The 26,530-nt window shown below is 69.8% G+C and carries 28 protein-coding genes; 18 read left to right on the top strand and 10 right to left on the bottom strand.

Going from position 1 to position 26,530, the window contains the following annotated elements:
* Positions 1 to 3: 3 nt before the first annotated feature.
* The 3 genes from QTI45_RS24420 to QTI45_RS24410 all read left to right on the top strand — a co-directional run bounded on the left by QTI45_RS24420 (position 4) and on the right by QTI45_RS24410 (position 2,539).
* Complete coding sequence (locus QTI45_RS24420; protein ID WP_286369822.1) at positions 4 to 762, top strand: SDR family NAD(P)-dependent oxidoreductase; 759 nt, start codon at positions 4 to 6, stop codon at positions 760 to 762.
* Between the two features lie 131 nt (positions 763 to 893).
* Positions 894 to 1,700, top strand: a complete 807-nt coding sequence (locus tag QTI45_RS24415; RefSeq protein WP_286656130.1) for a maleate cis-trans isomerase family protein — start codon at positions 894 to 896, stop codon at positions 1,698 to 1,700.
* 50 nt (positions 1,701 to 1,750) lie between these two features.
* Positions 1,751 to 2,539, top strand: a complete 789-nt coding sequence (locus QTI45_RS24410) for a transporter substrate-binding domain-containing protein (protein ID WP_286369824.1) — start codon at positions 1,751 to 1,753, stop codon at positions 2,537 to 2,539.
* 25 nt (positions 2,540 to 2,564) lie between these two features.
* Here the strand turns inward: QTI45_RS24410 and QTI45_RS24405 are convergent, their stop codons facing one another.
* Entirely contained in the window at positions 2,565 to 2,957 is a 393-nt protein-coding gene (locus QTI45_RS24405; protein WP_286369825.1) for a VOC family protein, read from the bottom strand.
* A gap of 160 nt (positions 2,958 to 3,117) precedes the next feature.
* Here QTI45_RS24405 and QTI45_RS24400 point away from each other — a divergent pair, with 160 nt between their 5' ends.
* Entirely contained in the window at positions 3,118 to 3,756 is a 639-nt protein-coding gene (locus QTI45_RS24400; RefSeq protein WP_286656129.1) for a dioxygenase family protein, read from the top strand.
* Positions 3,757 to 3,796: 40 nt separating this feature from the next.
* Here QTI45_RS24400 and lolD read toward each other — a convergent pair whose 3' ends face one another.
* Both lolD and QTI45_RS24390 read right to left on the bottom strand, forming a co-directional pair.
* Positions 3,797 to 4,474: a lipoprotein-releasing ABC transporter ATP-binding protein LolD gene (gene lolD / locus QTI45_RS24395; protein ID WP_286369826.1), complete on the bottom strand. Its 678-nt coding sequence runs from the start codon at positions 4,472 to 4,474 to the stop codon at positions 3,797 to 3,799.
* On the bottom strand, positions 4,467 to 5,723 hold the full coding sequence (locus QTI45_RS24390; protein WP_286369827.1) for a lipoprotein-releasing ABC transporter permease subunit: 1,257 nt from the start codon (positions 5,721 to 5,723) through the stop codon (positions 4,467 to 4,469). The genes lolD and QTI45_RS24390 overlap by 8 nt, the downstream gene beginning before the upstream one ends.
* A gap of 36 nt (positions 5,724 to 5,759) precedes the next feature.
* Here QTI45_RS24390 and QTI45_RS24385 point away from each other — a divergent pair, with 36 nt between their 5' ends.
* From QTI45_RS24385 to QTI45_RS24375, 3 genes are all read left to right on the top strand, one after another.
* Complete coding sequence (locus QTI45_RS24385) at positions 5,760 to 6,725, top strand: hypothetical protein (RefSeq protein ID WP_286369828.1); 966 nt, start codon at positions 5,760 to 5,762, stop codon at positions 6,723 to 6,725.
* A gap of 2 nt (positions 6,726 to 6,727) precedes the next feature.
* Positions 6,728 to 8,437 (top strand): single-stranded-DNA-specific exonuclease RecJ, encoded by a 1,710-nt coding sequence (recJ, locus tag QTI45_RS24380; protein WP_286369829.1) that lies wholly within the window; start codon positions 6,728 to 6,730, stop codon positions 8,435 to 8,437.
* 122 nt (positions 8,438 to 8,559) lie between these two features.
* A complete protein-coding gene (locus QTI45_RS24375; RefSeq protein ID WP_286369830.1) occupies positions 8,560 to 8,910 on the top strand; it encodes an alpha/beta hydrolase in 351 nt (116 codons plus the stop codon).
* Positions 8,911 to 8,914: 4 nt separating this feature from the next.
* On the opposite strand, the gene QTI45_RS24370 is transcribed toward QTI45_RS24375, so the two are convergent.
* From QTI45_RS24370 to QTI45_RS24360, 3 genes are read right to left on the bottom strand one after another with little or no spacing between them, the layout of a single operon-like run.
* Positions 8,915 to 9,580: a PA4824 family protein gene (locus tag QTI45_RS24370; protein ID WP_286656128.1), complete on the bottom strand. Its 666-nt coding sequence runs from the start codon at positions 9,578 to 9,580 to the stop codon at positions 8,915 to 8,917.
* 35 nt (positions 9,581 to 9,615) lie between these two features.
* Positions 9,616 to 10,632, bottom strand: a complete 1,017-nt coding sequence (locus QTI45_RS24365; RefSeq protein ID WP_286369832.1) for a response regulator transcription factor — start codon at positions 10,630 to 10,632, stop codon at positions 9,616 to 9,618.
* Entirely contained in the window at positions 10,629 to 14,207 is a 3,579-nt protein-coding gene (locus QTI45_RS24360) for a hybrid sensor histidine kinase/response regulator (RefSeq protein ID WP_286656159.1), read from the bottom strand. Before QTI45_RS24360 ends, QTI45_RS24365 begins: the two co-directional genes overlap by 4 nt.
* A gap of 77 nt (positions 14,208 to 14,284) precedes the next feature.
* Between QTI45_RS24360 and QTI45_RS24355 the strand changes: the two genes are divergently transcribed.
* From QTI45_RS24355 to QTI45_RS24320, 8 genes are all read left to right on the top strand, one after another.
* The gene (locus QTI45_RS24355; protein WP_286369833.1) at positions 14,285 to 14,587 is read left to right on the top strand and encodes an urease subunit gamma; all 303 of its coding nucleotides are present in this window, start codon (positions 14,285 to 14,287) and stop codon (positions 14,585 to 14,587) included.
* Between the two features lie 44 nt (positions 14,588 to 14,631).
* Positions 14,632 to 15,240, top strand: a complete 609-nt coding sequence (locus QTI45_RS24350; protein WP_286369834.1) for a HupE/UreJ family protein — start codon at positions 14,632 to 14,634, stop codon at positions 15,238 to 15,240.
* Positions 15,241 to 15,250: 10 nt separating this feature from the next.
* Positions 15,251 to 15,556 carry an urease subunit beta gene (locus QTI45_RS24345; RefSeq protein WP_286369835.1) on the top strand — a complete coding sequence of 102 codons (306 nt, stop codon included), beginning with the start codon at positions 15,251 to 15,253 and terminating at the stop codon, positions 15,554 to 15,556.
* Positions 15,557 to 17,275 carry an urease subunit alpha gene (ureC, locus tag QTI45_RS24340; RefSeq protein ID WP_286369836.1) on the top strand — a complete coding sequence of 573 codons (1,719 nt, stop codon included), beginning with the start codon at positions 15,557 to 15,559 and terminating at the stop codon, positions 17,273 to 17,275. It begins immediately after the preceding gene.
* A gap of 58 nt (positions 17,276 to 17,333) precedes the next feature.
* Positions 17,334 to 17,963 (top strand): urease accessory protein UreE, encoded by a 630-nt coding sequence (ureE, locus tag QTI45_RS24335; RefSeq protein ID WP_286369837.1) that lies wholly within the window; start codon positions 17,334 to 17,336, stop codon positions 17,961 to 17,963.
* On the top strand, positions 17,935 to 18,645 hold the full coding sequence (locus QTI45_RS24330) for an urease accessory protein UreF (RefSeq protein WP_286369838.1): 711 nt from the start codon (positions 17,935 to 17,937) through the stop codon (positions 18,643 to 18,645). Before ureE ends, QTI45_RS24330 begins: the two co-directional genes overlap by 29 nt.
* Positions 18,646 to 18,659: 14 nt before the next feature.
* Positions 18,660 to 19,310 carry an urease accessory protein UreG gene (gene ureG / locus QTI45_RS24325; RefSeq protein ID WP_286369839.1) on the top strand — a complete coding sequence of 217 codons (651 nt, stop codon included), beginning with the start codon at positions 18,660 to 18,662 and terminating at the stop codon, positions 19,308 to 19,310.
* A gap of 144 nt (positions 19,311 to 19,454) precedes the next feature.
* Complete coding sequence (locus QTI45_RS24320; protein ID WP_286369840.1) at positions 19,455 to 19,718, top strand: DUF1488 family protein; 264 nt, start codon at positions 19,455 to 19,457, stop codon at positions 19,716 to 19,718.
* Positions 19,719 to 19,785: 67 nt separating this feature from the next.
* Here the strand turns inward: QTI45_RS24320 and QTI45_RS24315 are convergent, their stop codons facing one another.
* Positions 19,786 to 20,163 carry an HU family DNA-binding protein gene (locus tag QTI45_RS24315; protein WP_286370177.1) on the bottom strand — a complete coding sequence of 126 codons (378 nt, stop codon included), beginning with the start codon at positions 20,161 to 20,163 and terminating at the stop codon, positions 19,786 to 19,788.
* Between the two features lie 270 nt (positions 20,164 to 20,433).
* On the opposite strand from QTI45_RS24315, the gene QTI45_RS24310 reads away from it, so the two are divergent.
* The 3 genes from QTI45_RS24310 to trhA are packed head-to-tail and all read left to right on the top strand — an operon-like array spanning position 20,434 to position 22,465.
* Entirely contained in the window at positions 20,434 to 20,850 is a 417-nt protein-coding gene (locus tag QTI45_RS24310) for an NfeD family protein (protein ID WP_286369841.1), read from the top strand.
* A gap of 48 nt (positions 20,851 to 20,898) precedes the next feature.
* Positions 20,899 to 21,810, top strand: a complete 912-nt coding sequence (locus QTI45_RS24305) for an SPFH domain-containing protein (RefSeq protein WP_286369842.1) — start codon at positions 20,899 to 20,901, stop codon at positions 21,808 to 21,810.
* A gap of 10 nt (positions 21,811 to 21,820) precedes the next feature.
* Positions 21,821 to 22,465 carry a PAQR family membrane homeostasis protein TrhA gene (gene trhA, locus QTI45_RS24300; RefSeq protein WP_286369843.1) on the top strand — a complete coding sequence of 215 codons (645 nt, stop codon included), beginning with the start codon at positions 21,821 to 21,823 and terminating at the stop codon, positions 22,463 to 22,465.
* A gap of 16 nt (positions 22,466 to 22,481) precedes the next feature.
* Here trhA and QTI45_RS24295 read toward each other — a convergent pair whose 3' ends face one another.
* The 3 genes from QTI45_RS24295 to QTI45_RS24285 are packed head-to-tail and all read right to left on the bottom strand — an operon-like array spanning position 22,482 to position 26,510.
* The gene (locus QTI45_RS24295) at positions 22,482 to 24,260 is read right to left on the bottom strand and encodes an acyl-CoA dehydrogenase C-terminal domain-containing protein (RefSeq protein ID WP_286369844.1); all 1,779 of its coding nucleotides are present in this window, start codon (positions 24,258 to 24,260) and stop codon (positions 22,482 to 22,484) included.
* Positions 24,257 to 25,885 (bottom strand): AMP-binding protein, encoded by a 1,629-nt coding sequence (locus QTI45_RS24290; RefSeq protein ID WP_286656127.1) that lies wholly within the window; start codon positions 25,883 to 25,885, stop codon positions 24,257 to 24,259. The genes QTI45_RS24295 and QTI45_RS24290 overlap by 4 nt, the downstream gene beginning before the upstream one ends.
* 31 nt (positions 25,886 to 25,916) lie before the next feature.
* A complete protein-coding gene (locus QTI45_RS24285; RefSeq protein ID WP_286656126.1) occupies positions 25,917 to 26,510 on the bottom strand; it encodes a 2-hydroxychromene-2-carboxylate isomerase in 594 nt (197 codons plus the stop codon).
* Positions 26,511 to 26,530 lie beyond the last annotated feature (20 nt).

Raw genomic sequence — 26,530 nt, 5'->3', positions numbered from 1 at the left:
TCAATGTTCGATCTGAAGGGAAAAGTCGCGCTCGTGACCGGCGGCAACGGCGGCATCGGCCTGGGCATGGCCAAGGGCCTGGCCGAAGCCGGGGCGCGGGTCGTGATCGCGGCGCGCAATCCGCAGAAGTCGGCCGACGCGGTCGAGGCGCTCAAGGCGCTCGGCAGCGACAGCTTCGCGCTGGCCGCCGACGTGACCGACGAGGACGCGGTGAAGGCCCTGTTCGACGAAGCCGCGACGCGCTGCGGCCGGCTCGACATCCTGGTCAACAACGCCGGCAGCACGGTGCGCAAGCCGGTCGACCAGCTCTCGCTGGCCGAGTGGCATCAGGTGATGGACACCAACCTCACGAGCGCCTTCCTGTGCTGCCGCGCCGCCCATCCGCACCTGAAGGCGGCGGGCGGCGGCAAGATCATCAACATCGGCTCGATGATGTCGATCTTCGGCGCGCCCTATGCGCCGGCCTACGGCGCCAGCAAGGGCGGCATCGTGCAGCTGAGCCGCGCGATGGCGACCTCCTGGGCAGCGGACGGCATCCAGGTCAACGCGGTGCTGCCGGGCTGGATCCAGACCGAGCTGACCGACGGCGCCCGCGCGCAGGTGCCCGGACTCAGCGAGCGGGTGGTGGCGCGCACCGCGGCCGGCCGCTGGGGCAGGCCCGAGGACCTGGCGGGCATCGCGGTGTTCCTGGCCAGCGCGGCGTCGGACTTCGTCACGGGCACGGCGATCCCGGTGGACGGCGGCTACTCGATCGCCGGTTGAAGGCCCGGCCCGCCGCCCTCGCGGCCCGCCATCGGAAAAGCCGACGCAGCGCCAAGGAAAAGGCGACTTTGTAGCGCAGCGCCCCGCCCACATCATCGACTCCATCGCATCAAGCAATGGAGTTGGACGAGATGATTCGAACGGGCGAACAACAAGCGAACGCCTTCGCGCCCCCTGCAACGCCCTCTTTTCGATTTGACGGCTCGGGCACGCTGTGCCGCCTGGGGCTGATCTACATCGCCTCGAGCATCGTCATGGACGCCGAATGGGCCGCCATGGCAGCGCCCGGCGTTTCGGTCCACACCACGCGCATCAAGCTGCCCAAGGTGACGGTGGAGGGCATCGAGCAGATGATGGATTCGCCCGAGCTGGCGCAGGCCGCGCGCCTGGTGGGCTCGGCACCCATCGACCTGCTGTGCTTCGGCGGCACCAGCGCCTCGTTCCTGCACGGCACCGCCTACGACCACGCGCTGATCGCCAAGATGAAGCAGTGGGTGCCCAGGCCGCTGATCAACACGGCATCGACCGCCACGCTGGCGGCGCTCAGGAAGGTCGCGGCCGGCAAGGTCGCGCTCGCCACGCCCTATGTGGATGCGGTGCACGCCAAGGCGATACGATTCCTGGAAGAGAACGGACACCCCGTCGTGCGCCATGCCAACCTGCGCATCGACGAGGACCGCGCGCTGGCCGAGGTGCCGCTCTCGCAGGTCTACGACCTGGTGCGCTCGGTGGACCATCCCGAAGCCAGCGCGATCTTCATCAGCTGCACCAATTTCCGCTCGGTCGGCGCCATCGAGGCGCTGGAGCAGGCGCTCGGCAAGCCGGTCATCTCGGCCGTGCAGGCCTCGTTCTGGCACTGCCTCGAACTGCTGCAGGTCGCCGGCGCCCGACCCGGCTACGGGCAGCTCTTCGACGGCCGCATCGCGCCCGGCGCCTGACATTCCGCTTCGTCTCCACCCGCTTCCAACTCTCCGAGGATCCCCGCTCCATGCAACCCTTCCGACGTCTTCTCTGCACCGCGGCCTGCGCCTTGCTGGCCACCGGCGGCGCCCAGGCACAGACCGCGCTCGACAACATCGTCAAGTCCGGCGTGATCCGCATCGCGGTGCCCACCGACTACCCGCCCTACGGCTTCGTCGGCACCGACCTGCAGCCGCAGGGACTGGACATCGACATGGCGCGCTACGTGGCCGGCAAGCTCGGCGTGAAGGCCGAGCTGGTGCCGGTGACCAGCACCAACCGCGTGCCCTACCTGCAGACGCGCAAGGTCGACATCGTGATCTCGACGCTGGCGCGCAACGCCGAGCGCGAGAAGGTGGTCGACTTCACGACCGCCGCCTACTCGCCCTTCATCAGCGCCGTGTTCGCGCCCAAGACGCTGGCGGTCAAGAGCTTCGCCGATCTCGACGGCAAGTCGGTGGGCGTGACGCGCGGCACCATCGAGGACCAGGAGCTGACCAAGGTGCTGCCCAAGGGGGCCAACCTGATGCGCTTCGAGGACCATGCCGCCACCATCACCGCGATGGGCGCCGGACAGGTGGCGGCGGTGGGCAGCAGCCAGCCGGCGGTCTCCAAGCTGATCCAGAACCAGCCGCAGCTGGGCCTGGAGAACAAGCTGATGCTGAGCCAGAGCCCCAACTACATCGGCGTGCCGAAGGGCGAGGACAAGCTGCGCGAGCGCATCAACGAGATCGTGATCGAGGCCCGCAAGTCGGGCGAGTCGGACAAGATGTCGACCCGGTGGCTGGGCCGCGCGGTGGGCGACATCCCGATGTGAGCCTTGGCGGCCGCGGCAGCGCCCGTCAAGCCGGCGATTGGCGCAGCTGGAAGACGTTGCCCTCGGGATCGATGCCGTCGCAGTGCACCAGGCCCTGGAAGGTCCAGGCCTGGTCCGCCGGGACCAGCGAGCCGCCGTGCAGCGCCGCTTCGCGCCGGGCATCGTCGAGGCTGGACACGGACAGCACGAGCTTCAAGGGCGTGTTCTCGCGCCGGACCGGCGGCTGCTCGACCACGATCCGCTGCGCGATGAGCGGGGCCGGAGCGACGATGAAGAGCTGGAAGCCCTCGGCGCGCAGATCGATGAAGTCGGCCGTGGCCTCCTCGATCTCGAATCCGGCCACCGCGGCATAGAAGGCGCCCACGCGCGCGATGTCCTTGGCGTAGATGACGGCAGCCGGGGCCGGATGACGAGGCATGGCGTGTGCTCCTTGGCGATGCAAAGCCGGCATTCTGGCTCGTCCGGCGCCGCCGCACGACGCGCCTGCAAACCGGAGCGCCTGGCGCGACGAGCGTCGTGAGGCCAGTCGGTTTAGCATGCCGTCGGAACTCCTCCAGGCCGCCGCCGCTCGAAGAGCCATGAACACCACGCCCAGCCCCCGGGGCCTGCCCCGACGCAGCATTGCCGCCGCCGCGGCGATCGCCTTGCCGGCCTTCTGGATCGGCGCTCGCGCGCAGCCCGCGGCGCCCCGGCGCCCGACGCCTGCGCAGACCGAAGGGCCGTTCTATCCGGTGGCCCTGCCGGCGGATTCGGACGCCGACCTGCTGCGCAACGGTGCCTTGAACTACGCCACCACTCAGCCGGCCTGGGTCGACGGCACGGTGACCGACCTCGACGGCCGCCCGCTGCGCGGTGCGCTGGTCGAGATCTGGCAATGCGACGAAGCCGGCCACTACCACCACCCCGGCGACGGCAACCGTGCCGACCGCGCCTTCCAGGGCTTCGGCCGGGTGGCGGTCGATGCCGAAGGACGCTATCGCTTCCGCACCATCCGGCCGGTGCCGTACACGGGCCGCACGCCCCACATCCACGTCAAGGTCAGGCTGGCCAGCCGCGAACTGCTGACCACCCAGCTCTACGTGGAAGGTGCGCCGGGCAATGCCCGGGACGGCCTCTGGCGCAGCCTGCCGGAAGAAGCGCGCGCCGCCCTCACGGTGCCCTTCGAGCGCGCTCCGGACGGCTGGAAGGCCAGCTTTCCGATCGTTGTCAGGGCCTGAGGGCCCCAGGCTCACTCGCTTCGCGGGCTCGCTCGCTGCCTCAATCCGCCAGCCGCCCCGCTGTGAGCCGCAGCACGCGGTCGCAGCGCGCCGCCAGGCCCTCGTCGTGCGTCACCATCACGAAGGCGGTGCCGCGCTCGCGCGCCAGCTGAAGCATCAGCGCGAAGACGCCGTCGGCCGTCGCGCGGTCGAGGTTGCCGGTGGGCTCGTCGGCCAGCACGCAGTCGGGCTGCGTCACCAGCGCACGCGCGATCGCCACCCGCTGGCGCTCGCCGCCCGACAGCTCCGCCGGCCGGTGCTGCACGCGTTCGCCGAGGCCCACGGCCGTCAGCATCGCGACCGCCGAAGCGCTCGCCTCGGCCGGCTCGGTGCGCCGGATCTTCAGCGGCATCGCCACGTTGTCGAGCGCGCTGAACTCCGGCAGCAGGTGATGGAACTGATAGACGAAACCCAAGTGCCGGTTGCGCAGCCGGCCCTGCTCGGCGGCGTCGACATGGGCGATGTTCTCTCCGTGCAGCTCGACGCTGCCCGCGGTCGGCGCGTCGAGCCCGCCCATCAGGTGCAGCAGCGTGCTCTTGCCCGAGCCGGAGGCGCCGACGATGGCCAGCGTCTCGCCGGCATGCACATCCAGATCGACGCCATGCAGCACCGTGAGGTCGATGCGGCCCTCGTGGAAGCGCTTGGTCAGCCCGCGGACCTTCAACACCACGTCATTCATAGCGCAGGGCCTCCGCCGGATTGACGCGGCTGGCGCGCCAGCTCGGATAGAGGGTGGCGACGAAGGCCAGCACCAGCGAGATGACGGTGATCGGCAGGATGTCGCCGCGCTGCGGGTCGCTCGGCATCTTGCTGATCAGGTAGATGTCCTTGGGCAGGAAGCTGGCATGGAACAGGCGTTCGAGCGCCGGCACGATGACATCGATGTTGTAGGCGATGCCCAGGCCCAGCAGCAAGCCGCCCAGGGTGCCGATGACGCCCACCATCGCGCCCTGCACCACGAAGATGCCCATGATGCTCTTCGGGCTGGAGCCCAGCGTGCGCAGGATCGCGATGTCGGCGCGCTTGTCGGTGACGGTCATCACCAGCGTCGAGACCAGGTTGAAGGCCGCCACTGCGACGATCAGCGTGAGGATGATGAACATCATGCGTTTCTCGACCTGCACCGCCGCGAACCAGGTCTTGTTGGCGCGGGTCCAGTCGCGGATCAGGAACTGGCCCGGCAGCGTGGCGGCGAGCTGGTCGGCCACTTCGCGCGCCTGGTGCAGGTCCTTGAGCTTGAGGCGCACGCCGGTCGGGCCCTCGAGGCGGAACACGCGGGCCGCGTCCTCGGCGTGGATCATCGCCAGCGCCGAGTCGTACTCGTAGTGGCCCGAGTCGAAGGTGCCGACCACGGTGAAGGGCTTGAAGCGCGGCATCACGCCGGCCGGCGTGACCTGGCCGCCGGGTGCCACCAGCGTGACCTGGTCGCCGACCCGCACGAACATCGAGCGCGCCAGCTCGATCCCCAGCACGATGCCGAACTCGCCCGGCACCAGCTTGTCGAGCGCACCCTGCTGGGCGGTGGTCGAGATGTCGGTCACCTGCGGCTCGAGCTTCGGGTCGATGCCGCGGATCAGCGCACCCTTCATGTCCTCGCCGCGGGCCAGCAGCGCCTGCGCCGCGACGAAGGGCGCGACACCGGTCACCTCGGGGTTCTTGCGCGCGGCCGCCATGATGGCGTCGACGTCGGCCAGCGCCTGGCCGTCGCGCGAGAAGATCTCGATGTGCGAGATCACGCCGAGCATGCGGTCGGTGACTTCTTTCTGGAAACCGTTCATCACGCTCAGCACGATGATCAGCGCCGCCACGCCGAGCGCGATGCCGAACATCGAGACGCCGGAGATGAAGGAGATGAAGCCGTTGCGCCGCGTGGCCCGGCCGGCCCGGGTGTAACGCCAGCCGAGTTGCAGTTCGTAGGGGAGTCGCATAAGGAAACAATTGTGGCATCCCGGACAATAGGCCCTATGTCAGCACCCCCCAACGCCCGCCACCTGCTCATTCCTTTCGCCGGCCGGGGGTCGCCGGCCTGCCGCGAGGCGCTGGCCGGGCTGAGGCTGCCCAGGCTCGAAGCCCTGCTGGCCCGGCTCACGCTGGTCCACGAGGACACGCAGGACGACAGCACCCTTTCGCCGCCGCACGAGCGGGCCCTGGCCGAGGCCCTGGGCATCGCGGCCGCCGATGGCTGCATCCCCTGGGCTGCGCTGGAGGCCCGCCGGTCCGGCCTCCCGGCCGCCGGCCACGCGGCCTGGGGCGTCGCCACGCTGTGCCATTGGCAGGTCGGCATCGACGACGTGATGCTGGGCGATCCGTCCGCGATCGAGATCGACCGCGCCGAATCCGACGCCCTGCTGGCCGCCGCGCGCCCCTTCTTCGAGGAGGACGGCATCGCGCTGCACGCCTCGGCCACGCCCGGCCGCTGGCTGGCCCAGGGGCCGATCTTCGACGGCCTGGCGACGGCCTCGATCGACCGCGCCGTCGGCTTCCCGATCTCGCAGTGGTCGCCGCTGTCCGACGCCGGGCGGCCGCTGCGCCGGCTGCAGAACGAGATGCAGATGCTGCTCTACACCGAGCGCGTGAACGACGCCCGCACCGCGCGCGGCGTGCCGCCGATCAACTCCTTCTGGCTCAGCGGCACCGGCAGCCTGCCCGCCGCCTTCACGCCCGCGGCCGAGGCACCGGCCGTGGCCGATGCGCTGCGCACCCCCGCACTGCGCGACGATGGCGCCGGCTGGGCCTCGGCCTGGCAGGCGCTCGATGCCGGCCCGGTGGCCGAGCTGCTGGCGGCCGGTTCCCGCGGCGACGCCGTCATGCTGACCCTGTGCGGCGACCGCGGCGCCCAGCGCTTCGCGCTGCGGCCGCGCGGCTTCGCCGGCTGGGCCAGGGGGCTGTTCAGCCGCCCCTCCGCGGCCTCCTTCCTCGAGAGGCTTTGAGCATGAAGATCCTGGCCAGGGAGATCCCGCCGCGCAGCGCCTGGGTGCTCGAGCAGGCGGGCGTGCATCCGCTGCTGGCGCGGCTCTACGCCGCGCGCGGCGTGCTCGCCAAGGAAGAGCTCGACGACGGCCTCGCGCTGCTGCTGCCGCCGAACACGCTGCGCGGCGCCCGCGAGGCGGCCGTGCTGCTGGCCGACGCGATCCGCGACGACCAGCGCCTGTGCATCGTCGCCGACTACGACTGCGACGGCGCCACCGCCTGTGCCGTCGCGGTGCGCGGCCTGCGGCTGCTCGGCGCCCGCCACGTCGCCTATCTGGTGCCCGACCGGGTGGTCGACGGCTACGGCCTGACCCCGCCGATCGCCGAGCGCGTGGCCGACAGCGGTGCGCAGATGCTGATCACGGTCGACAACGGCATCGCCAGCGTCGAAGGCGTGGCGGCGGCCAAGGCGCGCGGCCTCGCGGTGCTGGTGACCGACCACCACCTGCCCGGCCCGGTGCTGCCCGGGGCCGACGTGCTGGTGAACCCGAACCAGCCCGGCTGCGCGTTCGACAGCAAGAGCATCGCCGGCGTCGGCGTGATGTTCTACGTGCTGCTGGCGCTGCGCACCGAGCTGCGCGCGCGCGGCGTGTTCGACCTCGGCAACCAGCCCAAGCTCGATGCCCTGCTGCCGCTGGTCGCGCTGGGCACCGTCGCCGACGTGGTGCGGCTCGATGCCAACAACCGGCGCCTGGTGGCGCAGGGCCTGCGCCGCATCCGTGCCGGCGCGATGCAGGCCGGCATCGCTGCGCTGTTCAAGGCCGCGGGACGCAATGCGGCCGCGGCCACCACCTTCGATTTCGGCTTCGCGCTCGGCCCCCGCATCAATGCCGCCGGGCGGCTCGCCGACATGACGCTGGGCATCGAATGCCTCTTGACCGACGACGCCGGCCGCGCCGACGAACTGGCACGCCTGCTCGACGGCATCAACCGCGAGCGGCGCGACATCGAGGGCGGCATGCGCGACAAGGCGCTGGCCCTGGCCGAAACCCTGTTCGACGACAGCCTGGCGCCGCCGGCGGCGATCAGCGTCTTCGGCGCCGACTTCCACGAAGGCGTGGTCGGCATCGTGGCCTCGCGCATCAAGGACCGCTTCCATCGGCCGAGCTTCGTCTTCGCGGCCAGCGGCGCCGACGGCAAGGCGCACGAACTCAAGGGCTCGGGCCGCTCGATCCCGGGCTTTCATCTGCGCGATGCGCTCGACCTGGTGGCCAAGCGCCATCCGGGCGTTCTGCTGCGCTTCGGCGGCCACGCGATGGCCGCCGGCTGCACCGTGGCGCGCGAGCACTTCCCGGTCTTCGAGCAGGCGCTGGCCCAGGTCGCGCAGGAGTGGCTCGACGCCGCCACGCTGACGCGCCGGCTCGACACCGACGGCCCACTCGCGCCCGAGTACCTGCGCGTCGACATGGTCGATACGCTGCACCGCGAGGTCTGGGGCCAGGGCTTCGCGCCGCCGACCTTCAGCGAAGAGGTGGAGGTGATCTCGCAGCGCCTGGTCGGCGAGAAGCACCTGGCGCTCAAGCTCAGGCATCGCGGCAAGCCGGTGGACGGCATCTGGTTCGGCCACACCGAGCCGCTGCCACCGAAGGTGGTGCTGGCCTGGCGGCTCGATGCCGACGAATGGCAGGGCGTGCGGCGGGTCCGCTTCCTGGTCGAGGGCGCCGAGATCTAGGCTGCGCAGGCCCTCCGGATTGTTTCCAGTCCGCTAACGCCGCGGTTCCGTTTGCCGCGGTTGTGCGAGGCGCTTCGGCACCAAACTTCCCTTCACCAACCAACCCTTGTGAAGGAACCGAAATGAAAGCCTCGAAAGTCATCGCCGCCGCTGCACTGTCCTTGCTGGCTGCCGCCAGCGCCAACGCGGAAACCTATGAAGGCGTGCATGCGCTGACCTCGTCGGCCAGCCGCTCCGAAGTCGCTGGCCAGGCCGTCGCCGCAGCACGCGCCGGCAACACCTATGGCGAAGGCGCCAGCGCCGGTGCGCAGGCCTTCACCTCCACCGCCAGCCGAAGCGCCGTGCGTGCCGAAGCTGTCGCGAAGGCCCACGACCCGTTCGCCAGCCTCGACCGCCGCGCGTTCTACCGTGACCAGGTGCCGGCTGCATACAGCAAGCCGAAGGTCTCGTTCACGCGCCAGGCCGCGCTTTGATCGGCTAGCGCTCGAAGACCTGATTGAGCCCGATCGCGTAGCCCCGGACCCGGTCCGGCCCGCTGCGCGCGGCGCTCAGGTCGACGCTCAGAGTCGGCGTCAGGTTGAAGCGCAGGCCGGCACGCGAGGTCCACACGTCGACCGCACGAAAGCGCTCGAAGACCAGCCACAGCTTGTCGTTGACTTCCCAGGCGCCCTGCTGGCCGCCGCGTCCGGTGCGCTCGCCGCTGCCGGGCGTCCAGTCATAGCCCAGGTTGAGGTTGACGTAGAGGCTGTCGAGAGCGCGCCAGGTCACGGGCACCACGAACTGCCCGCCCGCACGGCCGCCGTGCGTCACGTCCCAGACCGCGCTGAAGAACAGCGCCGCGCTGAGGCGCGCGTCCTCCTGCTGCCCCATGAAGGTCCACTTGAGCTGCGGCCCCGCGCCCCAGGCCCGCTCGCCCGGGACCAGCGCACGATCGATGTTGAAGCCGAGTTCGACCGGCCCGACCCGGCAGGCCGGCCCGAGGTGGTAGTCGGTGACCGGCGCGGCGCCGAAGCGGCCACCCCAGACTTCATACTGGCATTGGCCCGGGTCCAGCGTGCCGGCGTCGTCGATGTCGAAATGGCCGGCCGCCTGAGCCTGCAGCGCAAGAGTGCCGAGCAGCGGGGCAAGAATACGTCGGGCCATGGCCGCGCATTCTAGGAGCCGTGCATGACAAGGCCCTATATCTCGAACTGGGGCTGAAGTTCCCGGATCCGCTTCATGGCAACGCCCGCCGCCGCGGTGCGCGTCTCGACGCCCAGCTTCACGTAGACCCGCTCCAGGTGCTTCTTGGCGGTCGCGGGGCTGCTGCCGAGGATCTCGCCGATGTCCTTGTTGGTCTTGCCCTTGACCACCCAGTACAGCACCTCGGCCTCGCGTGCCGTGAGCTTCAGGCTCAGGCTCATGGCCTCGATCACCGCGGTGTCCGACACCTCGCGCATGATGATCAGCCAGTCGTCGCCATCGTCGTCGTGGCCGGTCTGCTGGTGAAGGCGCAGGCTCAGGCTGGCCGCGCCCTGCGCGATCGCCAGGGCCGGCGGCTCGATCTGCCGCTGCTGCGCATCGGGCAGGTGCCGCTGCAGCCATTCGAGGATCGCAGGCGGCGTCACCGGCGCGCTGGTGCCGCAATAGCGCATCAGCATCTCGCGCGCCAGCGCGGTCTGCCAGATCAGCTTGCCCTCGGGCATGCGCACCGTGATGCTGGCGTAGCCGAAGGCGTCGAGCGCATTGCGCGCCTGGCCCGCCTGCTGCGCCTCCTGCCGCGCGCGCCGGGCGCCCTGCAGGTGGACGTTCATGCGCGCCAGCACTTCCTTGGGCTTGATCGGCTTGGTCACGTAGTCGACGCCGCCGGCCTCCAGTGCGGCGACCAGGTGCTCGGTCTCGGTGAGGCCGGTCATGAAGACGATCGGGATGTGCGCGGTCGCGGCATCGGCCTTGAGCCGGCGCGCGACCTCGAAGCCGTCGATGCCCGGCATCATCGCGTCGAGCAGCACGATGTCGGGGCGCGCCTGCGCCGCGCGCTGCAGCGCCTGCTCGCCGCTGGTGGCGACCAGCACGGTGTAGCCCGATTCGTCGAGCGCGTCGTGCAGCACCGCGAGGTTGTCCGGCACGTCGTCGACGATCAGCACCAGGTCGCTGTTGCCGCCGCTGCCGCGCAGCGTGTCGACCAGCATCGGGGGATTCTTCGCGTCGCTCATGTGCTTCCCACCGCCGCGCTCAGGGCCCGGCTCATCGCCTCGAACTGGAACTGCCGCGCCAGTTCGCGCTGGGCCGCGGTCCAGGCGGCGCACTCGGGCTGGGCCGAGTCGATGTCGTCGAGCTGGTTCATGATGCCTCGAAAATACCCCAGGCCGACCGCCTCCCCGAGCGCGCGCAGGCGTGTGCTCGAGGGCAGCACCGCGGCGGCCTGTCCGGACGCCGGCGGCGCAGCCGGGCTCTCGGTCCAGCGGATGCCCAGGCGGCGCTCGAGCCAGTCGAGCAGTTCGCTGTGCCGCACCGGCTTGACGAAAAAGTCATCGGGCGTGATGCCGACATCGTTGTCCAGCCGCTTGTCGAAGGCGTTGGCCGAGACGATCGCCACCGCGGCGCCGGCCAGGCCGAGAGCGCGCGCGCGGCGGATGGTCTCCCAGCCGTCGATGCCCGGCATGGCGAGGTCGACGAACATCGCGTCCGGGCGCCAGCCGGCCGCGACCAGGTCCAGCGCATCGTGGCCGCTGGCGGCGGTGCGCAGCTCGAAGCCCAGCGGCGCGAGCACCTGCACCAGCAGTTCGCGGTCGGCCTCCTCGTTGTCGACCACCAGCAGGCGGCGGCGCCGGCCCTCGTAGCCGCGCCGCTGGCGCGCCACCGGCGCGGGCAGGCGGCGGCCGGCGCCGGCAGGCACCTCGTGCACGCGCGGCAGGAACAGCCGCACGCTGAACACCGAGCCGACGCCGGGCGTGCTCTGCACGCTCATCTCGCCGCCCATCAGGTCGATCAGCATCTTGGCGATCGTCAGCCCCAGGCCGGCGCCGGGCGCGGCCGGGCCGGCCGTGGCGCCGCGCGCGAAGGGCTCGAAGATGCGGCCGAGCTCCTCGGCCGACATCCCCGGCCCGGTGTCCTCGATCTCGATCGCCGCGAACTCGCGCGCATAGCGCAGCCGCAGCGTGACCTGGCCGGCGGCGGTGAACTTGATCGCGTTGCCGAGCAGGTTGATGAGGATCTGCCGCACGCGCTTCTCGTCGGCCCGCACCAGTTCGGGCAGGCTGCCGCTGGGCTCGAAGCGGAAGGCCAGGCCCTTCTCGGCCGCCTCGAGTTCGAACATGTCGGCCAGCTCGCTCATGAGGTCGGCGAACAGCATGGCCCGGGCATTGAGCGTGAGCTTGCCGGCCTCGATGTGGGCGATGTCGAGCGTGCCTTCGATCAAGGACAGCAGGTGCTCGCCGCCGCGCTTGATCACCGCCACCGCCTGCCGCCGATGCGGCGGCACGGCGGCGTCCTCGCCCATCAGCTGCGCATAGCCCAGGATGCTGTTGAGCGGCGTGCGCAGTTCGTGGCTGATGGCGCTGATGTAGCGGCTCTTGGCCTGGTTGGCCTGGTCGGCCGCCAGCTTCGCTTCCTCGGCGACGGAACGCGCCTGGTCGGCGCTCTGCTTGGCCGCCTGCAGCGCCCGGTCGGTCTTGCGGTGCAGCTCGATCTCGCGCACCAGCAGGTGGGTCTGGCGGTTCGATTCCTCCTGCGCCACCTTGCGGCTCTGGTGTGCCAGCACCAGCCACCAGGCGACGATGCCTGCGATCACCAGCAGCGCCATGTAGGCCTTCAGGAAGCCCGAGCGCAGCGAGTCCGGCTGCACGCCCGGCCGCACGCTGTCGCTGAAGACCGCATCGCCGAGCGCGCGCAACTCCTGCTGGTAGAGCACGCCGAAGACGCCGGCCAAGAGCGGCACCACGATCAGCATCAGCAGCAGGAAATGGCCGAGCCCGGTGTCGAGGTAGGGCCAGACGCGGCGCGGCAGCAGCCAGCGCAGCGTGCCCGACCACTGCGCCGACAAGCTCGCCTGCGGCTTGCAGAGATCGCCGCAGCGGGCGTCCAGGGTGCAGCAGAGCGAGCAGATCGCGCCTTGGTAGGCCGGGCAGTGCGCCATGTCCGGGCCTTCGTATTCGCGCTCGCAGATCACGCAGCGTTGCGTGACCAGCCGACGATAGCTGCCGGCGCCGGACTCGACCCGCGCCCAGCGGATCGCCGAGCGACGCGGCGACGGCGAAAAAGGCGGGGCGCCGTCTTCGTTGGAGAGCCGCGCGATGTAGTACTTGCCGCGCGTGGCCCAGGCGATCAGGGGCGAGGCAACGAAGGCGGTGCCGAGCGCGATCAGCGCCGAGAAGGCCTGCGCCAGCGGCCCGAACACCCCCAGGTGCGCGGTGATCGACAGCACCGAGGCCAGCGCCATCGCGCCGACTCCGACCGGGTTGATGTCCCAGAGATGCGCCCGCTTGAACTCGATGCCCGGCGGCGACAGGCCCAGCGGCTTGTTGATGACCAGGTCGGCCACCACCGCCATCATCCAGGCGATCGCGATGTTGGCGTAGAGGCCCAGCACGTCGCCGAGCGCCTCGAACACGTTCATCTCCATCAGCATGAAGGCGATCAGCGCGTTGAACACCACCCACACCACGCGGCCCGGATGGCTGTGCGTGACGCGCGAGAAGAAGTTGCTCCAGGCCAGCGAGCCGGCATAAGCATTGGTGACGTTGATCTTGAGCTGCGAGATGACGACGAAGATCGCGGTCGCCGCCACCGCCCAGCCGTAGTTCGGGAACACGTACTCGTAGGCCGCCAGGTACATCTGGTTGGGGTCGACCGCGCGCTCGGGCGGCACCATGTGGCTGATCGCCAGGTAGGCCAGCAGGGCGCCGCCGAGCATCTTGAGCACGCCCATCACCACCCAGCCGGGACCGCCCGCCAGCACGCCGGCCCACCAGCGGCCGCGGTTGGCCGCCGTGCGCGCCGGCATGAAGCGCAGGTAGTCGGCCTGCTCGCCCATCTGCGTGATCAGCGCGATGCCGACGGTCAACGCAGCACCGAAAAGGTGCAGATCGAAGCCATCGACCTTGGACTTCGAACCGATGTAGTGCGTGACACCAGCGAACGCACCAGGATCGCGCGCCAGCACATAGCCGAAGGGCACCACCAGCATCAGCAGCCAGACCGGCTGGGTCCAGACCTGCAGCCGGCTGATGGCCGAGATGCCGTGCGTGACCAGCGGGATCACCACCAGCGCGCAGACCAGGTAGCCCCAGACCGGCGGCACGCCGAGCGCGAGCTCGAGCGCATAGGCCATCACCGCGGCCTCGAGGGCGAAGAAGATGAAGGTGAAGGAGGCGTAGATCAGCGAGGTCAGGGTCGAGCCGATGTAGCCGAAGCCGGCGCCGCGCGTGAGCAGGTCCATGTCGACGCCGTAGCGCGCGGCATAGACGCTGATCGGCAGGCCCGCCAGGAAGATGATCAGCCCGGTGACCAGGATGGCCCAGAAGGCGTTGACGAAGCCGTACTGCACCAGCAGCGTGGCGCCGACCGCCTCCAGGATCAGGAAGGAGGCGGCGCCACCGAAAGCCGTACTGGCCACCCGCCACTCGGACATCCGGCGAAAGCGCTGCGGCGTGTAGCGCAGCGCGTAGTCCTCCAGCGTCTCGCGGGCGACCCAGCTGTTGTAGTCGCGCCGGACCTTGACGATGCGCTGCGGCGCTTCGTCGCTCGGAGCGGGGGGAACGGCGATGGAATCCACACCAGATCGGTGCAGGTTCCGTGCCACGGCACGACTGTTGCAACTGGCAAGGACCGCCCAATAATGGCCTGCCTCCAGAAGCCTCCGCACCCATGGAACTCACACCGCGCGAAAAAGACAAGCTGCTGATCTTCACCGCAGCCCTGCTGGCCGAACGGCGCCGGGCCCGCGGGCTCAAGCTCAACTACCCCGAGGCCGTGGCGCTGATCTCGGCCGCCGTGATGGAGGGTGCGCGGGACGGCAAGAGCGTCGCCGCCCTGATGAGCGAAGGCCGCGCGGTGCTGACCCGGGCCGACGTCATGGACGGCATCGCCGAGATGATTCCCGATATCCAGGTCGAGGCGACCTTCCCGGACGGCACCAAGCTGGTGACCGTGCACCAGCCGATCGTCTGACGGCCTCTCTTCGCAGCGTTTCGCACAACAACAAGGACACCATCATGCGCATCACCCGTACTGCACCCGTTCTCGCATTGCTGCTCGCGGCCCTGCCGCTGGCCGCCAGCGCCCACACCGGGGTCGACGCCGGCCTGCACCACGGCTTGCTCGCCGGCTTCATGCATCCGCTGACCGGCGCCGACCACCTGGCGGCGATGGTCGCGGTCGGCCTCTGGAGCGCCCTCACCGCCCGCCGGGCCTGGCCCGACCTGCTGTGGGCGCCGCTGGGCTTCGCCTCGATGCTGCTGGCCGGCGCGCTGGCCGGACTGGCCGGCGTGCAGCTGCCGGCGGTCGAGCCGATGATCGCGGCCTCGCTGCTGGTGCTGGGCCTGCTGGTCCTGACGCAACGGCGCCTGCCGCCGCTCGCGGCCGCCGCGCTGGTCGGCGTCTTCGCAGTCTTCCACGGCATTGCGCACGGCCAGGAGCTGCACGGCGAATCCGGCGCCGCCGCCCTGACCCTTGTGGGCATGCTCGCCGCCACCGTCCTGCTGCACGCGGTCGGCATCGCCGCGGGATGGGCGTTGCGCCACGGCCATCGCTGGCTGCCGCGCATCGCGGGCGCCGCGGTGGCGTTGTTCGGCGTGGCGCTGCTCGGCGGCGCACTGGCCTGAGGCGGCATCGATGATCCCTGGCGAACTCATCACCGACGAGGGCGAGCACGTCCTCAATCCCGGCCGCCGCGCGATCACGCTGGTGGTCCAGAACACCGCCGACCGGCCGATCCAGGTCGGCTCGCACTACCACTTCGCCGAGACCAACGGCGCCCTGGGCTTCGACCGCGAGGCCGCGCGCGGCATGCGGCTGAACATTGCCTCGGGCACGGCGGTGCGCTTCGAGCCGGGCCAGCAGCGCACGGTCGAGCTGGTGGATTTTTCGGGTGACCGCGTGATCTACGGGTTTCGCGGCCTGGTTCAAGGAAAGCTCTAGATGGCAACCATCGGGCGGCGTGCCTACGCCGAAATCTTCGGCCCCACCGTGGGCGACCGCATCCGTCTCGCCGACACCGACCTCGTGATCGAGGTCGAGGAGGACTACACGCTGCACGCCGGCGGCTACGGCGAGGAAGTGAAGTTCGGCGGCGGCAAGACCATCCGCGACGGCATGGCGCAGGGCCAGCGCACGCGCGCCGAAGGCACGGTCGACACCGTGATGACCAATGCGCTGATCCTCGACCACTGGGGCATCGTGAAGGCCGACATCGGCCTGAAGGACGGCCGCATCGTCGCCATCGGCAAGGCCGGCAACCCCGACGTCCAGCCGGGCGTCGACATCGTGATCGGCGCCGGCACCGAGGTGATCAGCTGCGAAGGCAACATCGTCACCGCGGGCGGCATCGACAGCCACATCCATTTCATCTGCCCGCAGCAGATCGAGGAGGCGCTGGCCTCGGGCGTGACCACCATGCTGGGCGGCGGCACCGGCCCGGCGACCGGCACCTTCGCGACCACCGCGACGCCGGGCCCCTGGCACATCGAGCGCATGCTGCAGGCGGCCGACGCCTTCCCGATGAACCTCGGCTTCCTGGGCAAGGGCAACGCCAGCCTGCCGGCTTCGCTGCACGAGCAGATCGATGCCGGCGTGATCGGCCTCAAGCTGCACGAGGACTGGGGCACCACGCCATCGGCGATCAGCAACTGCCTGGACGTGGCCGATGCCACCGACACGCAGGTGGCGATCCACAGCGACACGCTCAACGAATCGGGCTTCGTCGAGAACACCATCGCCGCCGTGAAAGGCCGCGGGATCTGCGCCTTCCATACCGAAGGCGCGGGCGGCGGCCATGCGCCCGACATCCTGCGGGTGGTGGGCGAGGCCAACTTCCTGCCCTCGTCGACCAATCCGACGATGCCCTACACCGTGAACACGCTCGACGAGCACGTCGACATGCTGATGGTGTGCCACCACCTGGACGCCGGCATCCCCGAGGATCTGGCCTTCGCCGAGAGCCGCATCCGCAAGGAGACCATCGCGGCCGAGGACATCCTGCACGACCTCGGCGCGATCAGCATGTTCAGCTCCGACAGCCAGGCCATGGGCCGGGTGGGCGAGATCGTGATCCGCTGCTGGCAGACCGCCCACAAGATGAAGGGCCAGCGCGGCAAGCTGCCCGAGGATGTCGAACGCAACGACAACTTCCGCGCCAAGCGCTATGTCGCCAAGTACACGATCAACCCGGCACTGGCGCACGGCATCGCGCACGAGGTCGGCAGCATCGAGGTCGGCAAGTGGGCCGACCTGGTGGTCTGGAAGCCGGCCTTCTTCGGCGTCAAGCCCTTCACGATCATCAAGGGCGGCACGATCGCGATGGCGGCGATGGGCGACCCCAATGCCTCGATCCCGACGCCGCAGCCGGTGCACTACCGGCCGATGTTCGGCGCCTTCGGCGGCTCGCTCTCGCGCAGCTCGCTGACCTTCGTCTCGCAGGCCGGGCTGGCGGCGGGCATCGGCGAGCGCTACGGCCTCGCCAAGACATTGAGCGCGGTCAAGAACGTCCGCGGCGTGCGCAAGCAGCACATGGTGCACAACGCGCTCACGCCGACGATGGAGATCGACCACCAGACCTACGCGGTGCGCGCCGACGGGCAGCTGCTGGTGTGCGATCCGGCGCAGTCGCTGCCGATGACGCAGCGGTATTTCTTGTTCTAGTCCGGGTTCGGGTGCGCGCGGATCGACAATCCGCCTCATCCGAACTCTCTCGCCTGTCATGCTCACAGCCAACAAACTCATGCCCCAGGGCGGCGGCCTCGCGGCCGTGCTGCTCAAGCGCGCCGCCACGGTCGAACTCGACTGGGACGTGCGCCAGAAGAGCCGCTTCGACGCCACCGATTCGCAAGGCCGCCAGCTCGGCGTCTTCCTGCCGCGCGGCACCGCCGTGCGCGGCGGTGACGTGCTGGTGGCCGAGGACGGCTCGCTGGTCAAGGTCGTGGCCGCGCCGCAGCCGGTGCTGGTCATCACGCACTGCAGCGCGCACGGCACGCCCTTCGACCTGATGCGCGCGGCCTACCACCTGGGCAATCGGCACGTGCCGATCGAGCTCAAGCCCGACCACCTGAAGATCGAGCCCGACCACGTGCTGGCCGGCATGCTGCGCTCGATGCACCTGATCGTGCGCGAAGCCGAGGAAGCCTTCGAACCCGAAGGCGGCGCCTACGGGGCGCACGGCGGCGGTCACGGGCACGGCCATTCGGCACACTCGCATGGCACGGCGCCGGTCGGGCCGGTGCTGCATCCGGACGCGTACTCGGGCTCGCCGGCGCACAGCGGCGGCGGCGGGCACGACCACGCCCACGACCACGGGCACTCGCATGCCCACGGCCCCTCGAACTGTGGATGACGCGCCGGCCGCCCTGCCCGCCAGCAGCCTGCTGCAGCTGATCTGGCTGGCCTCGCCGGCGCTGCCGGTCGGTGGCTTCTCGTACTCGGAAGGCCTCGAAGCCGCGATCGACGGCGCCGGCATCGCCACCGAGCAAGCGGTCTCCGACTGGCTGGCCGACCAGCTGCACCTGGCCCTCGCCCGCGCCGACCTGGCCGTGGTGGCGCAGGCCGTGCCGGCCTGGCGGCGCTCCGACATGGCGCGCATCCAGGCGCTCAACGACTGGATCTTCCAGACTCGGGAATCGGCCGAGTTCCTGCTGCAGACCGAGCAGATGGGCCGCTCCTTCGTCGAATGGCTCAAGCTGCACCATGCCGACGTCGCAAGCAGCTTCGAGTCGCTGCCCGCGAGCTACCCGATCGCCTTCGCCTTCGCCGCCAGCCGCACCGAGGCGCCGGTGCGCGACGCCTGCCTGGCCTTCGCCTTCGGCTGGGCCGAGAACATGATCGGCGCCGCGGTCAAGGCGGTGCCGCTCGGCCAGAGCGCCGGGCAGCGCATCCTGGGTCGTCTGGCGGCGGAAATCCCCGCAGCGGTCGATCATGCGATCACACTCGATGATGGCGAGCGGCAAGCCTTCTCGCCGATGCTTGCCGTGCTGTCGGCCCGCCACGAAACTCAATACTCGCGCCTCTTCAGAAGCTAATGCCAAGGCCCCCCATGTCCTCCGCTCTCCACCACATCCCCCACCGCACCAAGAAACTGCCGCCGCTGCGCGTGGGCATCGGCGGCCCGGTCGGCTCCGGCAAGACCACGCTGCTTGAGATGCTATGCAAGTCGATGCGCGACAAGTACGACCTGATCGCGATCACCAACGACATCTACACCAAGGAAGACCAGCGCCTGCTGACGGTCGCCGGCGCGCTGCCGGCCGAACGCATCATGGGCGTGGAAACCGGCGGTTGCCCGCACACCGCGATCCGCGAAGACGCATCGATCAACCTCGAGGCCATCGACCGCATGCTGGCCCAGTTCCCCGACGCCGACGTGGTGTTCGTCGAATCGGGCGGCGACAACCTGGCGGCCACCTTCAGCCCCGAGCTGTCCGACCTGACGATCTACGTGATCGACGTCGCGGCCGGCGAGAAGATCCCGCGCAAGGGCGGCCCCGGCATCACCAAAAGCGACCTGTTCGTGATCAACAAGACCGACCTGGCGCCCTATGTCGGTGCGGACCTCGGCGTGATGGAAGCCGACACCCGGCGCATGCGCAAGCAGCGCCCCTTCGTGATGACCAACCTCAAGACCCACACCGGTCTGGCCGAGGTGGTGTCGTTCATCGAAGAGCGCGGGATGCTGGTCGAAGCCTGATCCTCCGGATTCCTGTCAATTTGTGACGACGACCGTGAAATGGTCCGCATCTTGCTGCGGACCTAGGCCATCAGGCGTGTATCGCGCTGTCATATGAAGCTGCGATACTGCCACAAACGGTTACAAGTAGCAGCGCGTCCCATCATGGCTTCAGAAGCGATCTTCCATCCGGCGACCGGCAGCGTGCAGTTCGCCATCTATCCCGACGGCTACGACGGCGCCCGCATCATCGCGCGCATCGACGAAGAGGCGCTGCATGCCCGCTTCCACGCGCCCGAGGGCCGCGACGCCGACCTGGTGCAGGCCTATGCGCGCAACGCCGACTCGATCGACGCGCTGGCGACCGCGCGCTACCGGGAGAATCCGACCCGTGCCGTCTGCCTGGGCCGCGAGGATTTCCGAGCCTGACCGGCCACCCCCACGGCAATAAAAAACGGCCCCGAGGGGCCGTTTCGTTTTGCAGAAGCCCAGCGGCTTACTTGCGTGCCTTCTTGGCGGGTGCAGCGGCCTTCTTCGCCGGTGCGGCCTTCTTGGCGGCCGGCTTCGCAGCAGCCTTGTCGGCCTTGCGCTTGGCGGCCTTCGGGTCGACGGCGGCCTTGAAGGCTGCGCCCGGCACGAACTTCGGCACCTTCTGTGCGGCGATCTTGATCGCTGCGCCGGCTTGCGGGTTGAAGCCGGTGCGGGCAGCGCGGGCCACTTGCTTGAACGTGCCGAAGCCGATCAGCTGGACGGGGTCGCCCTTCTTCACTGCAGCGACGATGGAGCCGGTGACGGTTTCAAGGATGCGTGCGGCTTCTGCCTTGCTGACGTTGTGCGTGGTGGCGATCTTCTCGACCAGTTCGATACGGTTCACTTCAAATTTCCTATGGATGGTTTTTTTCGCCATGTTGCCTATGGCGGCGCAGCCTGCGACGCAAGCTGCAAGCGGCGCGGAGTGTAGCTCAGACTGCCACCCTGCTTCCGACGCCACGTGCGACGGGCCCGGCGCCGCCCTGCTCCGCCGCTGCCGCCACTGCAGTGCCTCGGCGCAATACCAGTCCCGCCCGCCTGCCATGCCGGGCGCGTGCGAACGTCGACCGGCTATCCTCGAAGCACCTCGCTCCCGCCGTTTGAAAGGATGAACATGACGGCCCCCACTGTCTGGTGGTTGATGACCTTCGCGCTGGTCGCCCTGGAACTCGTCACGGGCACCATCTATGCCCTGCTGGTGGCGATCGGCTTCGCGGTCGGCGCGCTGGCCGCGCACCTCGGCGCGGCGATGCCGACGCAGATCGTCTGCGCCGCCGTGGCTTGCGTGGCATTCGTCGGCGGCTGGTACCTGCGCTCCTCGCGCCATCCGAAGGCGCGCCTGGCCGACATGCAGATCGATGTCGGCGAGCAGGTCACGGTCGCAGCGTGGAGCCCGGACCGCACCACCGAGGTCCGCTATCGCGGCGCCACCTGGCAGGCCAAGCCGCTGGCCGACGCTCCCACCTTGCCCGGCCTGCACCGGATCGTCGACGTCCAGGGCAACTTCCTGGTCGTCGAGTTCATCGGCTGAAAGCGCCGCCCGGACGCCACCCATCACTGAAGAAAGCTGAAAGCCCTCATGGAAATCTCGCTCGTCCTCCTCGTCGTCGCCATCCTGTTCGTGGCGCGCGCCGTCAAGTTCGTCCCGCAGCAGCACGCCTGGGTGGTCGAGCGCATGGGCAAGTACAACGCCACGCTGCTGCCCGGCGCCAACTTCATCGTCCCCTTCATCGACCGCGTGGCCTACCGCCACAGCCTCAAGGAAGTGCCGCTCGATGTGCCGAGCCAGGTCTGCATCACGCGCGACAACACGCAGCTCACGGTCGACGGCATCCTGTACTTCCAGGTCACCGACCCGATGCGCGCCAGCTACGGCTCGTCGAACTACATCATCGCCGTCACCCAGCTGGCCCAGACCTCGCTGCGCAGCGTGATCGGCAAGCTCGAGCTCGACAAGACCTTCGAGGAGCGCGACATCATCAACGCCCAGGTGGTGGCCGCGATCGACGAGGCCGCGCTCAACTGGGGCGTGAAGGTGCTTCGCTACGAGATCAAGGACCTGACCCCGCCCAACGAGATCCTGCACGCGATGCAGTCGCAGATCACGGCCGAGCGCGAGAAGCGCGCGCTGATCGCCGCCTCCGAGGGGCGCCGCCAGGAGCAGATCAACATCGCCACCGGCGAGCGCGAAGCCGCCATCGCGCGTTCCGAGGGCGAGAAGCAGGCGGTCGTGAACAAGGCGCAGGGCGAGGCCGCGGCGATCAGTGCGGTGGCCGAAGCCACGGCCGGCGCCATCGCGCGCATCGCCGAAGCGATCGAGAAGCCCGGCGGGCAGTCGGCGGTGCAGCTCAAGGTGGCCGAGGAGGCGCTGCAGGCCTACGGCAAGGTGGCCGACAAGTCGAAGACCACGCTGATCGTGCCGAGCAACATGACCGAAGTGTCGACGCTGATCAGCTCGGCGATGGCCATGGTCAAGGGCCCGGCCGCCTGAGGAGCCTGTCATGCGTGTCGCCGAACGCGACCAGACGGTCGCCGAAGAAATCCTGAACGCGCTGAGCCACGGCCTGGGCCTGCTGCTGGCCATCGCCTCGCTGCCGATCCTGGTCTGGAGCGCCTCGCGGCAGAGCGCGGCGGCGGTGGTGGGCGCCAGCCTCTTCGCGGGCACGATGATCCTGCTGTACGGCGTGTCGACCCTGTACCACGCCCTGCCCCTCGGCCGTGCCAAGGACTGGTTCAACCGGCTCGACCACGCGGCCATCTACCTGTTCATCGCCGGCAGCTACATGCCCTTCCTGTTCGGCGTGCTGCGCGGCCCCTGGGGCTGGGCGCTGTTCGGCGCCCTCTGCGGCGCGGCCGTGCTGGGCGTGGCCGCCAAGCTCTTCAACCGGCTGCGGCATCCGCTGTGGTCGACCGGCCTGTATGTCGCGATGGGCTGGATGGCGGTGGCGGCCGCGGTGCCGCTGTACGAGCGCATGTCGGCCGCGGGACTGGCCTGGCTGGTGGCCGGCGGCCTGGCGTACACCGCCGGCGCCGTGGTGTTCCTGTTCGACAGCAAGCTGCGCTTCGCGCATTTCGTCTGGCACCTGTTCGTGATGGCGGGGAGTGCCTGCCATTTCTTCGCGGTGCTGTGGCACGCGCACGGGTAGGGCCGGACGCTCAGCCTCACAGCCAGTCGAGATCGGCGCCCGTCCACGCGGACGCATCCGCACCCAGCACCACCGCCAGCGACTGCGTCTCGGGCAGCAGCCGCTCGAAGTAGAAGCGCGCGGTCGCCAGCTTGGCGCGGTAGATCGGATCGCCGTCGGGCGACTGGCGGGCCCGCGCCAACGCCGCCATGCGTGCCCACATCCAGGCCAGTGCGACATGGCCGATCAAGCGCAGGAACGGCATCGCGGCGGCGCCGGCCGCGTTGGGATCGGCGCCCGCCCGCTCGATCTGATCTCGCGCCGCGCGGCGGGCCAGCGCCACCACGTCGCTCAGGGGCTCGGCGAACTCGCGCAGGCCATCGCCCTGCGCCTGTGCGAACTGCTCGACCGCTTCGAGGAACAGGCCAAGCCCCGCGCCCCCGTCGGCCAGCACCTTGCGACCCAGCAGGTCCATCGCCTGGATGCCGTTGGCGCCTTCGTACAGCGGAATGATCCGGGCATCGCGCAGATGCTGCTCGACGCCGTTGTCGGCGATGAAGCCATGGCCGCCGAAGACCTGCATCGCCATGCTGGTGCATTCGACCGCGAGCTCGCTCGAGAAGGCCTTGACGATCGGCGTCGCCAGCGCCAGCAGGGTCGCAGCCCGCTCGCGCTCCTTCGGGTCGGCGCCGCGATGCTGGACGTCGGCCAGCTGCGAGGCCCAGAGCGCGAAGGCGCGCGTGCCCTCCACGTATGCCTTCTGGGTCAGCAGCATGCGCCGGACGTCGGCGTGCGCAAGGATGGGGTCCGCCGGGCCGCTGCGCGCGGCCAGGGTCGGCGCCCTGCCCTGCGTGCGGTCCCGGGCATAGCCCAGCGCCTTCTGGCAGGCCGCTTCCATCAGGCCGATCGCATTGACGCCGACCACGATGCGGGCGTGGTTCATCATCACGAACATCGCCGCCAGGCCGCGGTTGGCTTCGCCGAGCAGCCAGCCGGTGGCGCCGTCGAAGTTCATGGTGCAGGTGGCGTTGCCGTGGATGCCCATCTTGCGCTCGATCGAGCCGCAGGCCAGCGCATTGCGCTCGCCGATGCCGCCCGCGGCCGTGGGCAGGAACTTCGGCACGATGAACAGCGAGATCCCCTTCACGCCCGGCGGCGCATCCGGCAGCCGCGCCAGCACCAGGTGCACGATGTTGTCCGTCAGGTCCTGCTCGCCGCCCGAGATGAAGATCTTGGTGCCGGTGACCGCGTAGCTGCCGTCGGCCCGCGGCTGGGCCCGCGTGCGCAGCAGGCCCAGGTCGGTGCCCGCATGCGGCTCGGTCAGGCACATGGTGCCGGCCCATTCGCCCGAGGCGATGCGCGGCAGGTAGAGCGCTTGCTGTTCGGCATCGCCGTTGCTCGCGATGCAGGTATAGGCCGCGTGCGACATGCCCGGGTAGGCCGCCCAGCCCATGTTGGCGCCGCAGAACATCTCGTAGAGCGCGTTGTCGAGCACCGAGGGCATGCCCTGCCCGCCGTGCGCGGGGTCGCAGGCCAGCGCGGTCCAGCCGCCGGCGCAGAAGCGGTCGTAGGCCTCGCGGAATCCCGCTGGCGTCTGGACGACGCCCGGGGCCGGCATGCGGCAGCCCTCGCGGTCGCCGCTGCCGTTCAGCGGCGCGATCACCTCCGATGCAAAGCTGCCGGCGGCGTCGAGGATCTGGTCGATGGTCTCGCGGTCGAGCGCTTCGCCGCCGTCGGCAGGCGAAGTGGCAGAAACCTCGAGCAGTTCATGCAGCACGAAGCGCAGGTCGCGCACAGGGGCGATGTAGCCGCTCATGATGGACGCAGCTCGCGACGCAGGATCTTGCCGACGGTCGACTTCGGCAGCGCCTGCAGGAAGCTGATCTGCCGCGGCACCTTGTAGCCCGCCAGGTTGGCGCGGCAATGGGCCTCGACCTCGCCGGCGGTCAGTGCTTCGCTGCGCCGCACCACGAACAGATGCGGCGCCTCGCCCGAGCGCGCGTCGGGCTGGCCGATGCAGGCGCACTCGACCACGCCCTCGTGCATCGCGACCACCGCCTCGATCTCGTTCGGATAGACGTTGAAGCCCGACACCAGGATCATGTCCTTCTTGCGATCGACGATCTTCATCGCGCCGCTGGCATCGGCCACCACCACGTCGCCGGTGCGGAAGAAGCCGTCCTCGGTCAGCGCCTTGCGCGTGTCCTCCTCGCGCTTCCAGTAGCCCGCGAACAGCTGGGGCCCCTTGAGCAGCAGTTCGCCCGGCGTGCGGTCGGGCACCGGGCGGCCGTCGTCGTCGACGATGCGGGCATCGGTCGACGGCACCGGGATGCCGATCGAGCCGTTGCGCCCGGGCGGATTGAAGGTCGCCGAGGGCGAGGTCTCGGTGAGTCCGTAGGCCTCGGTGATCGGCAGGCCGCCGGCCGCATGCCAGCGCTGCGACACCGCCTGCTGGATGGAGGCACCGGCGCCGATCACCAGCCCGGTGCCGCTGAAATCGACGCTCGCCAGCTCGGGCGCGTTGACCAGCGCGTTGAACAGCGTGTTGACGCCGATGAAAACCAGGAAGGGCGCGCGCTTCATCTCGGCGATCACCGCGCCCGGGTCGCGCGGGTTGGAAACCAGCCGCATCACGCCGCCGAGCTGGAAGGTGATCAGCGACACCTGCAGCGGATAGATGTGATAGAGCGGCAGCGGCGCCACCACCGACCACTCGCGGGTGTCGACGGCGAGCCGCATCCAGCTCAGAGACTGCAGCACGCCGGCACCGACGCTGCGATGCGTCAGCACCGCGCCCTTGGACAGGCCGGTGGTGCCGCCCGTGTACTGGAGGAAGGCCGGATCGGCCGGGTCGATCTGCACGACCGGCGCCGGCAGCTCGCCGGCCCGAGCGATCGCGGCGGCCAAGGTCATTCTTTTTGCCGGATCGCCGGTGGCACTGGCAACGGCACCGGCCTCGGCCGCGATCGCGGCCAGCAGCCCCGCGGTAGGCGCCGTGAGGATCTGCCCGACACCGGCTTCGAGGATCACGCCCTCCAGCGCCTCGCGCAGCGACTCGGCCAGCACGATGCAGCGCACGCCCGCATCGGCGAGCTGATGCGCCAGCTCGCGCGGTGTGTAGAGCGGATTCACCGGCACGCCGACCATTCCGCTGCGCAGGATCGCGGCCATCGCGATCGGGAACGCGAGCCCGTTGGGCAGCATCAGTGCGATCCGGTCGCCCTGGCGCAAGCCGGCCTCGGCGAAGTGCGCCGCGAGCCGATCCGACAGCCGGCCAAGCTCGGCATAGCTCAGCGACTCGCTGCCGGCCGTCACCGCGGTGCGTTCGGCGTATGACGCGATCGAGCGCTCGAGCATGGCCGCCAGCGTCTCGCCCGGCGGCAGGTCGATCTCGTTGGCCAGTCCGGGCGGATAGGCGGCATGCCAGCGTCGTGATTCCATGGTGTCTCCTGGTTTTGTGATCGATGCGCGCTCAGCGCGCGAGCTCTTCGCGGATCATGTCCATCCGGTCCTGGCCGAAGAACATCTCGTCGCCGACGAAACTGGTGGGAGCGCCGAAGACCCCGCGCGCCACGGCCTCGTCGGTGGTGGCCTTCAGCGCCGCCTTGACCTCGGGGTCGGCGGCCAGCGCCTGGACGGCTTCGGGCGAGAAGCCCGCGTCCGCCAGCGTCTTCGCCGTGAGTGCCGGCTGGTTGAGGTCCAGCGCGTCGATCCACATCGCCTTGAACACGGCCGCCAGCATTTCCTGCAGGCGCTCCGGCTCCCGCAACTGCACGCCGGTCACGGCCCGCATCAGGAACAGCGTGATGATCGGGAAGTGTGGGTTGTTGAGATAGGGCACGCCGTACTTGCGTGCATGCCGCTCGTAGTCGCGCACCGTGTAGCGGCCCTTGGCCGGAATGGCGCCGGGCGAGGCGTTGCCGGTCGCCTGGTAGACGCCGCCGAGCAGCATCGGCTTGTAGACCAGCTCGGCGCCGGCCGCCGCGCAGAGGGTCGGCAACTGCGTCCACGCCAGGTACGAAGCCGGACTCCCCACATCGAAAAAGAACTCCACCGTCTTGCCCATCGCCGCTCCTTTAATAAACG

Source organism: Variovorax saccharolyticus, assembly GCF_030316765.1.
GTDB lineage: Bacteria > Pseudomonadota > Gammaproteobacteria > Burkholderiales > Burkholderiaceae_C > Variovorax > Variovorax saccharolyticus.
The sequence above is the reverse complement of the archived record's forward strand: the minus strand, read 5'-3'. Positions and strand labels throughout refer to the sequence as shown.

What these genes read in the sequence shown, in the direction of transcription:
- QTI45_RS24420 (WP_286369822.1), top strand. Translation starts at nt 4, where the DNA reads ATGTTCGATCTGAAGGGAAAAGTCGCGCTCGTGACCGGCGGCAACGGC.
- QTI45_RS24415 (WP_286656130.1), top strand. Translation starts at nt 894, where the DNA reads ATGATTCGAACGGGCGAACAACAAGCGAACGCCTTCGCGCCCCCTGCA.
- QTI45_RS24410 (WP_286369824.1), top strand. Translation starts at nt 1,751, where the DNA reads ATGCAACCCTTCCGACGTCTTCTCTGCACCGCGGCCTGCGCCTTGCTG.
- QTI45_RS24405 (WP_286369825.1), bottom strand. Translation starts at nt 2,957, where the DNA reads ATGCCTCGTCATCCGGCCCCGGCTGCCGTCATCTACGCCAAGGACATC.
- QTI45_RS24400 (WP_286656129.1), top strand. Translation starts at nt 3,118, where the DNA reads ATGAACACCACGCCCAGCCCCCGGGGCCTGCCCCGACGCAGCATTGCC.
- lolD (WP_286369826.1), bottom strand. Translation starts at nt 4,474, where the DNA reads ATGAATGACGTGGTGTTGAAGGTCCGCGGGCTGACCAAGCGCTTCCAC.
- QTI45_RS24390 (WP_286369827.1), bottom strand. Translation starts at nt 5,723, where the DNA reads ATGCGACTCCCCTACGAACTGCAACTCGGCTGGCGTTACACCCGGGCC.
- QTI45_RS24385 (WP_286369828.1), top strand. Translation starts at nt 5,760, where the DNA reads ATGTCAGCACCCCCCAACGCCCGCCACCTGCTCATTCCTTTCGCCGGC.
- recJ (WP_286369829.1), top strand. Translation starts at nt 6,728, where the DNA reads ATGAAGATCCTGGCCAGGGAGATCCCGCCGCGCAGCGCCTGGGTGCTC.
- QTI45_RS24375 (WP_286369830.1), top strand. Translation starts at nt 8,560, where the DNA reads ATGAAAGCCTCGAAAGTCATCGCCGCCGCTGCACTGTCCTTGCTGGCT.
- QTI45_RS24370 (WP_286656128.1), bottom strand. Translation starts at nt 9,580, where the DNA reads ATGGCCCGACGTATTCTTGCCCCGCTGCTCGGCACTCTTGCGCTGCAG.
- QTI45_RS24365 (WP_286369832.1), bottom strand. Translation starts at nt 10,632, where the DNA reads ATGAGCGACGCGAAGAATCCCCCGATGCTGGTCGACACGCTGCGCGGC.
- QTI45_RS24355 (WP_286369833.1), top strand. Translation starts at nt 14,285, where the DNA reads ATGGAACTCACACCGCGCGAAAAAGACAAGCTGCTGATCTTCACCGCA.
- QTI45_RS24350 (WP_286369834.1), top strand. Translation starts at nt 14,632, where the DNA reads ATGCGCATCACCCGTACTGCACCCGTTCTCGCATTGCTGCTCGCGGCC.
- QTI45_RS24345 (WP_286369835.1), top strand. Translation starts at nt 15,251, where the DNA reads ATGATCCCTGGCGAACTCATCACCGACGAGGGCGAGCACGTCCTCAAT.
- ureC (WP_286369836.1), top strand. Translation starts at nt 15,557, where the DNA reads ATGGCAACCATCGGGCGGCGTGCCTACGCCGAAATCTTCGGCCCCACC.
- ureE (WP_286369837.1), top strand. Translation starts at nt 17,334, where the DNA reads ATGCTCACAGCCAACAAACTCATGCCCCAGGGCGGCGGCCTCGCGGCC.
- QTI45_RS24330 (WP_286369838.1), top strand. Translation starts at nt 17,935, where the DNA reads ATGCCCACGGCCCCTCGAACTGTGGATGACGCGCCGGCCGCCCTGCCC.
- ureG (WP_286369839.1), top strand. Translation starts at nt 18,660, where the DNA reads ATGTCCTCCGCTCTCCACCACATCCCCCACCGCACCAAGAAACTGCCG.
- QTI45_RS24320 (WP_286369840.1), top strand. Translation starts at nt 19,455, where the DNA reads ATGGCTTCAGAAGCGATCTTCCATCCGGCGACCGGCAGCGTGCAGTTC.
- QTI45_RS24310 (WP_286369841.1), top strand. Translation starts at nt 20,434, where the DNA reads ATGACGGCCCCCACTGTCTGGTGGTTGATGACCTTCGCGCTGGTCGCC.
- QTI45_RS24305 (WP_286369842.1), top strand. Translation starts at nt 20,899, where the DNA reads ATGGAAATCTCGCTCGTCCTCCTCGTCGTCGCCATCCTGTTCGTGGCG.
- trhA (WP_286369843.1), top strand. Translation starts at nt 21,821, where the DNA reads ATGCGTGTCGCCGAACGCGACCAGACGGTCGCCGAAGAAATCCTGAAC.
- QTI45_RS24295 (WP_286369844.1), bottom strand. Translation starts at nt 24,260, where the DNA reads ATGAGCGGCTACATCGCCCCTGTGCGCGACCTGCGCTTCGTGCTGCAT.
- QTI45_RS24290 (WP_286656127.1), bottom strand. Translation starts at nt 25,885, where the DNA reads ATGGAATCACGACGCTGGCATGCCGCCTATCCGCCCGGACTGGCCAAC.
- QTI45_RS24285 (WP_286656126.1), bottom strand. Translation starts at nt 26,510, where the DNA reads ATGGGCAAGACGGTGGAGTTCTTTTTCGATGTGGGGAGTCCGGCTTCG.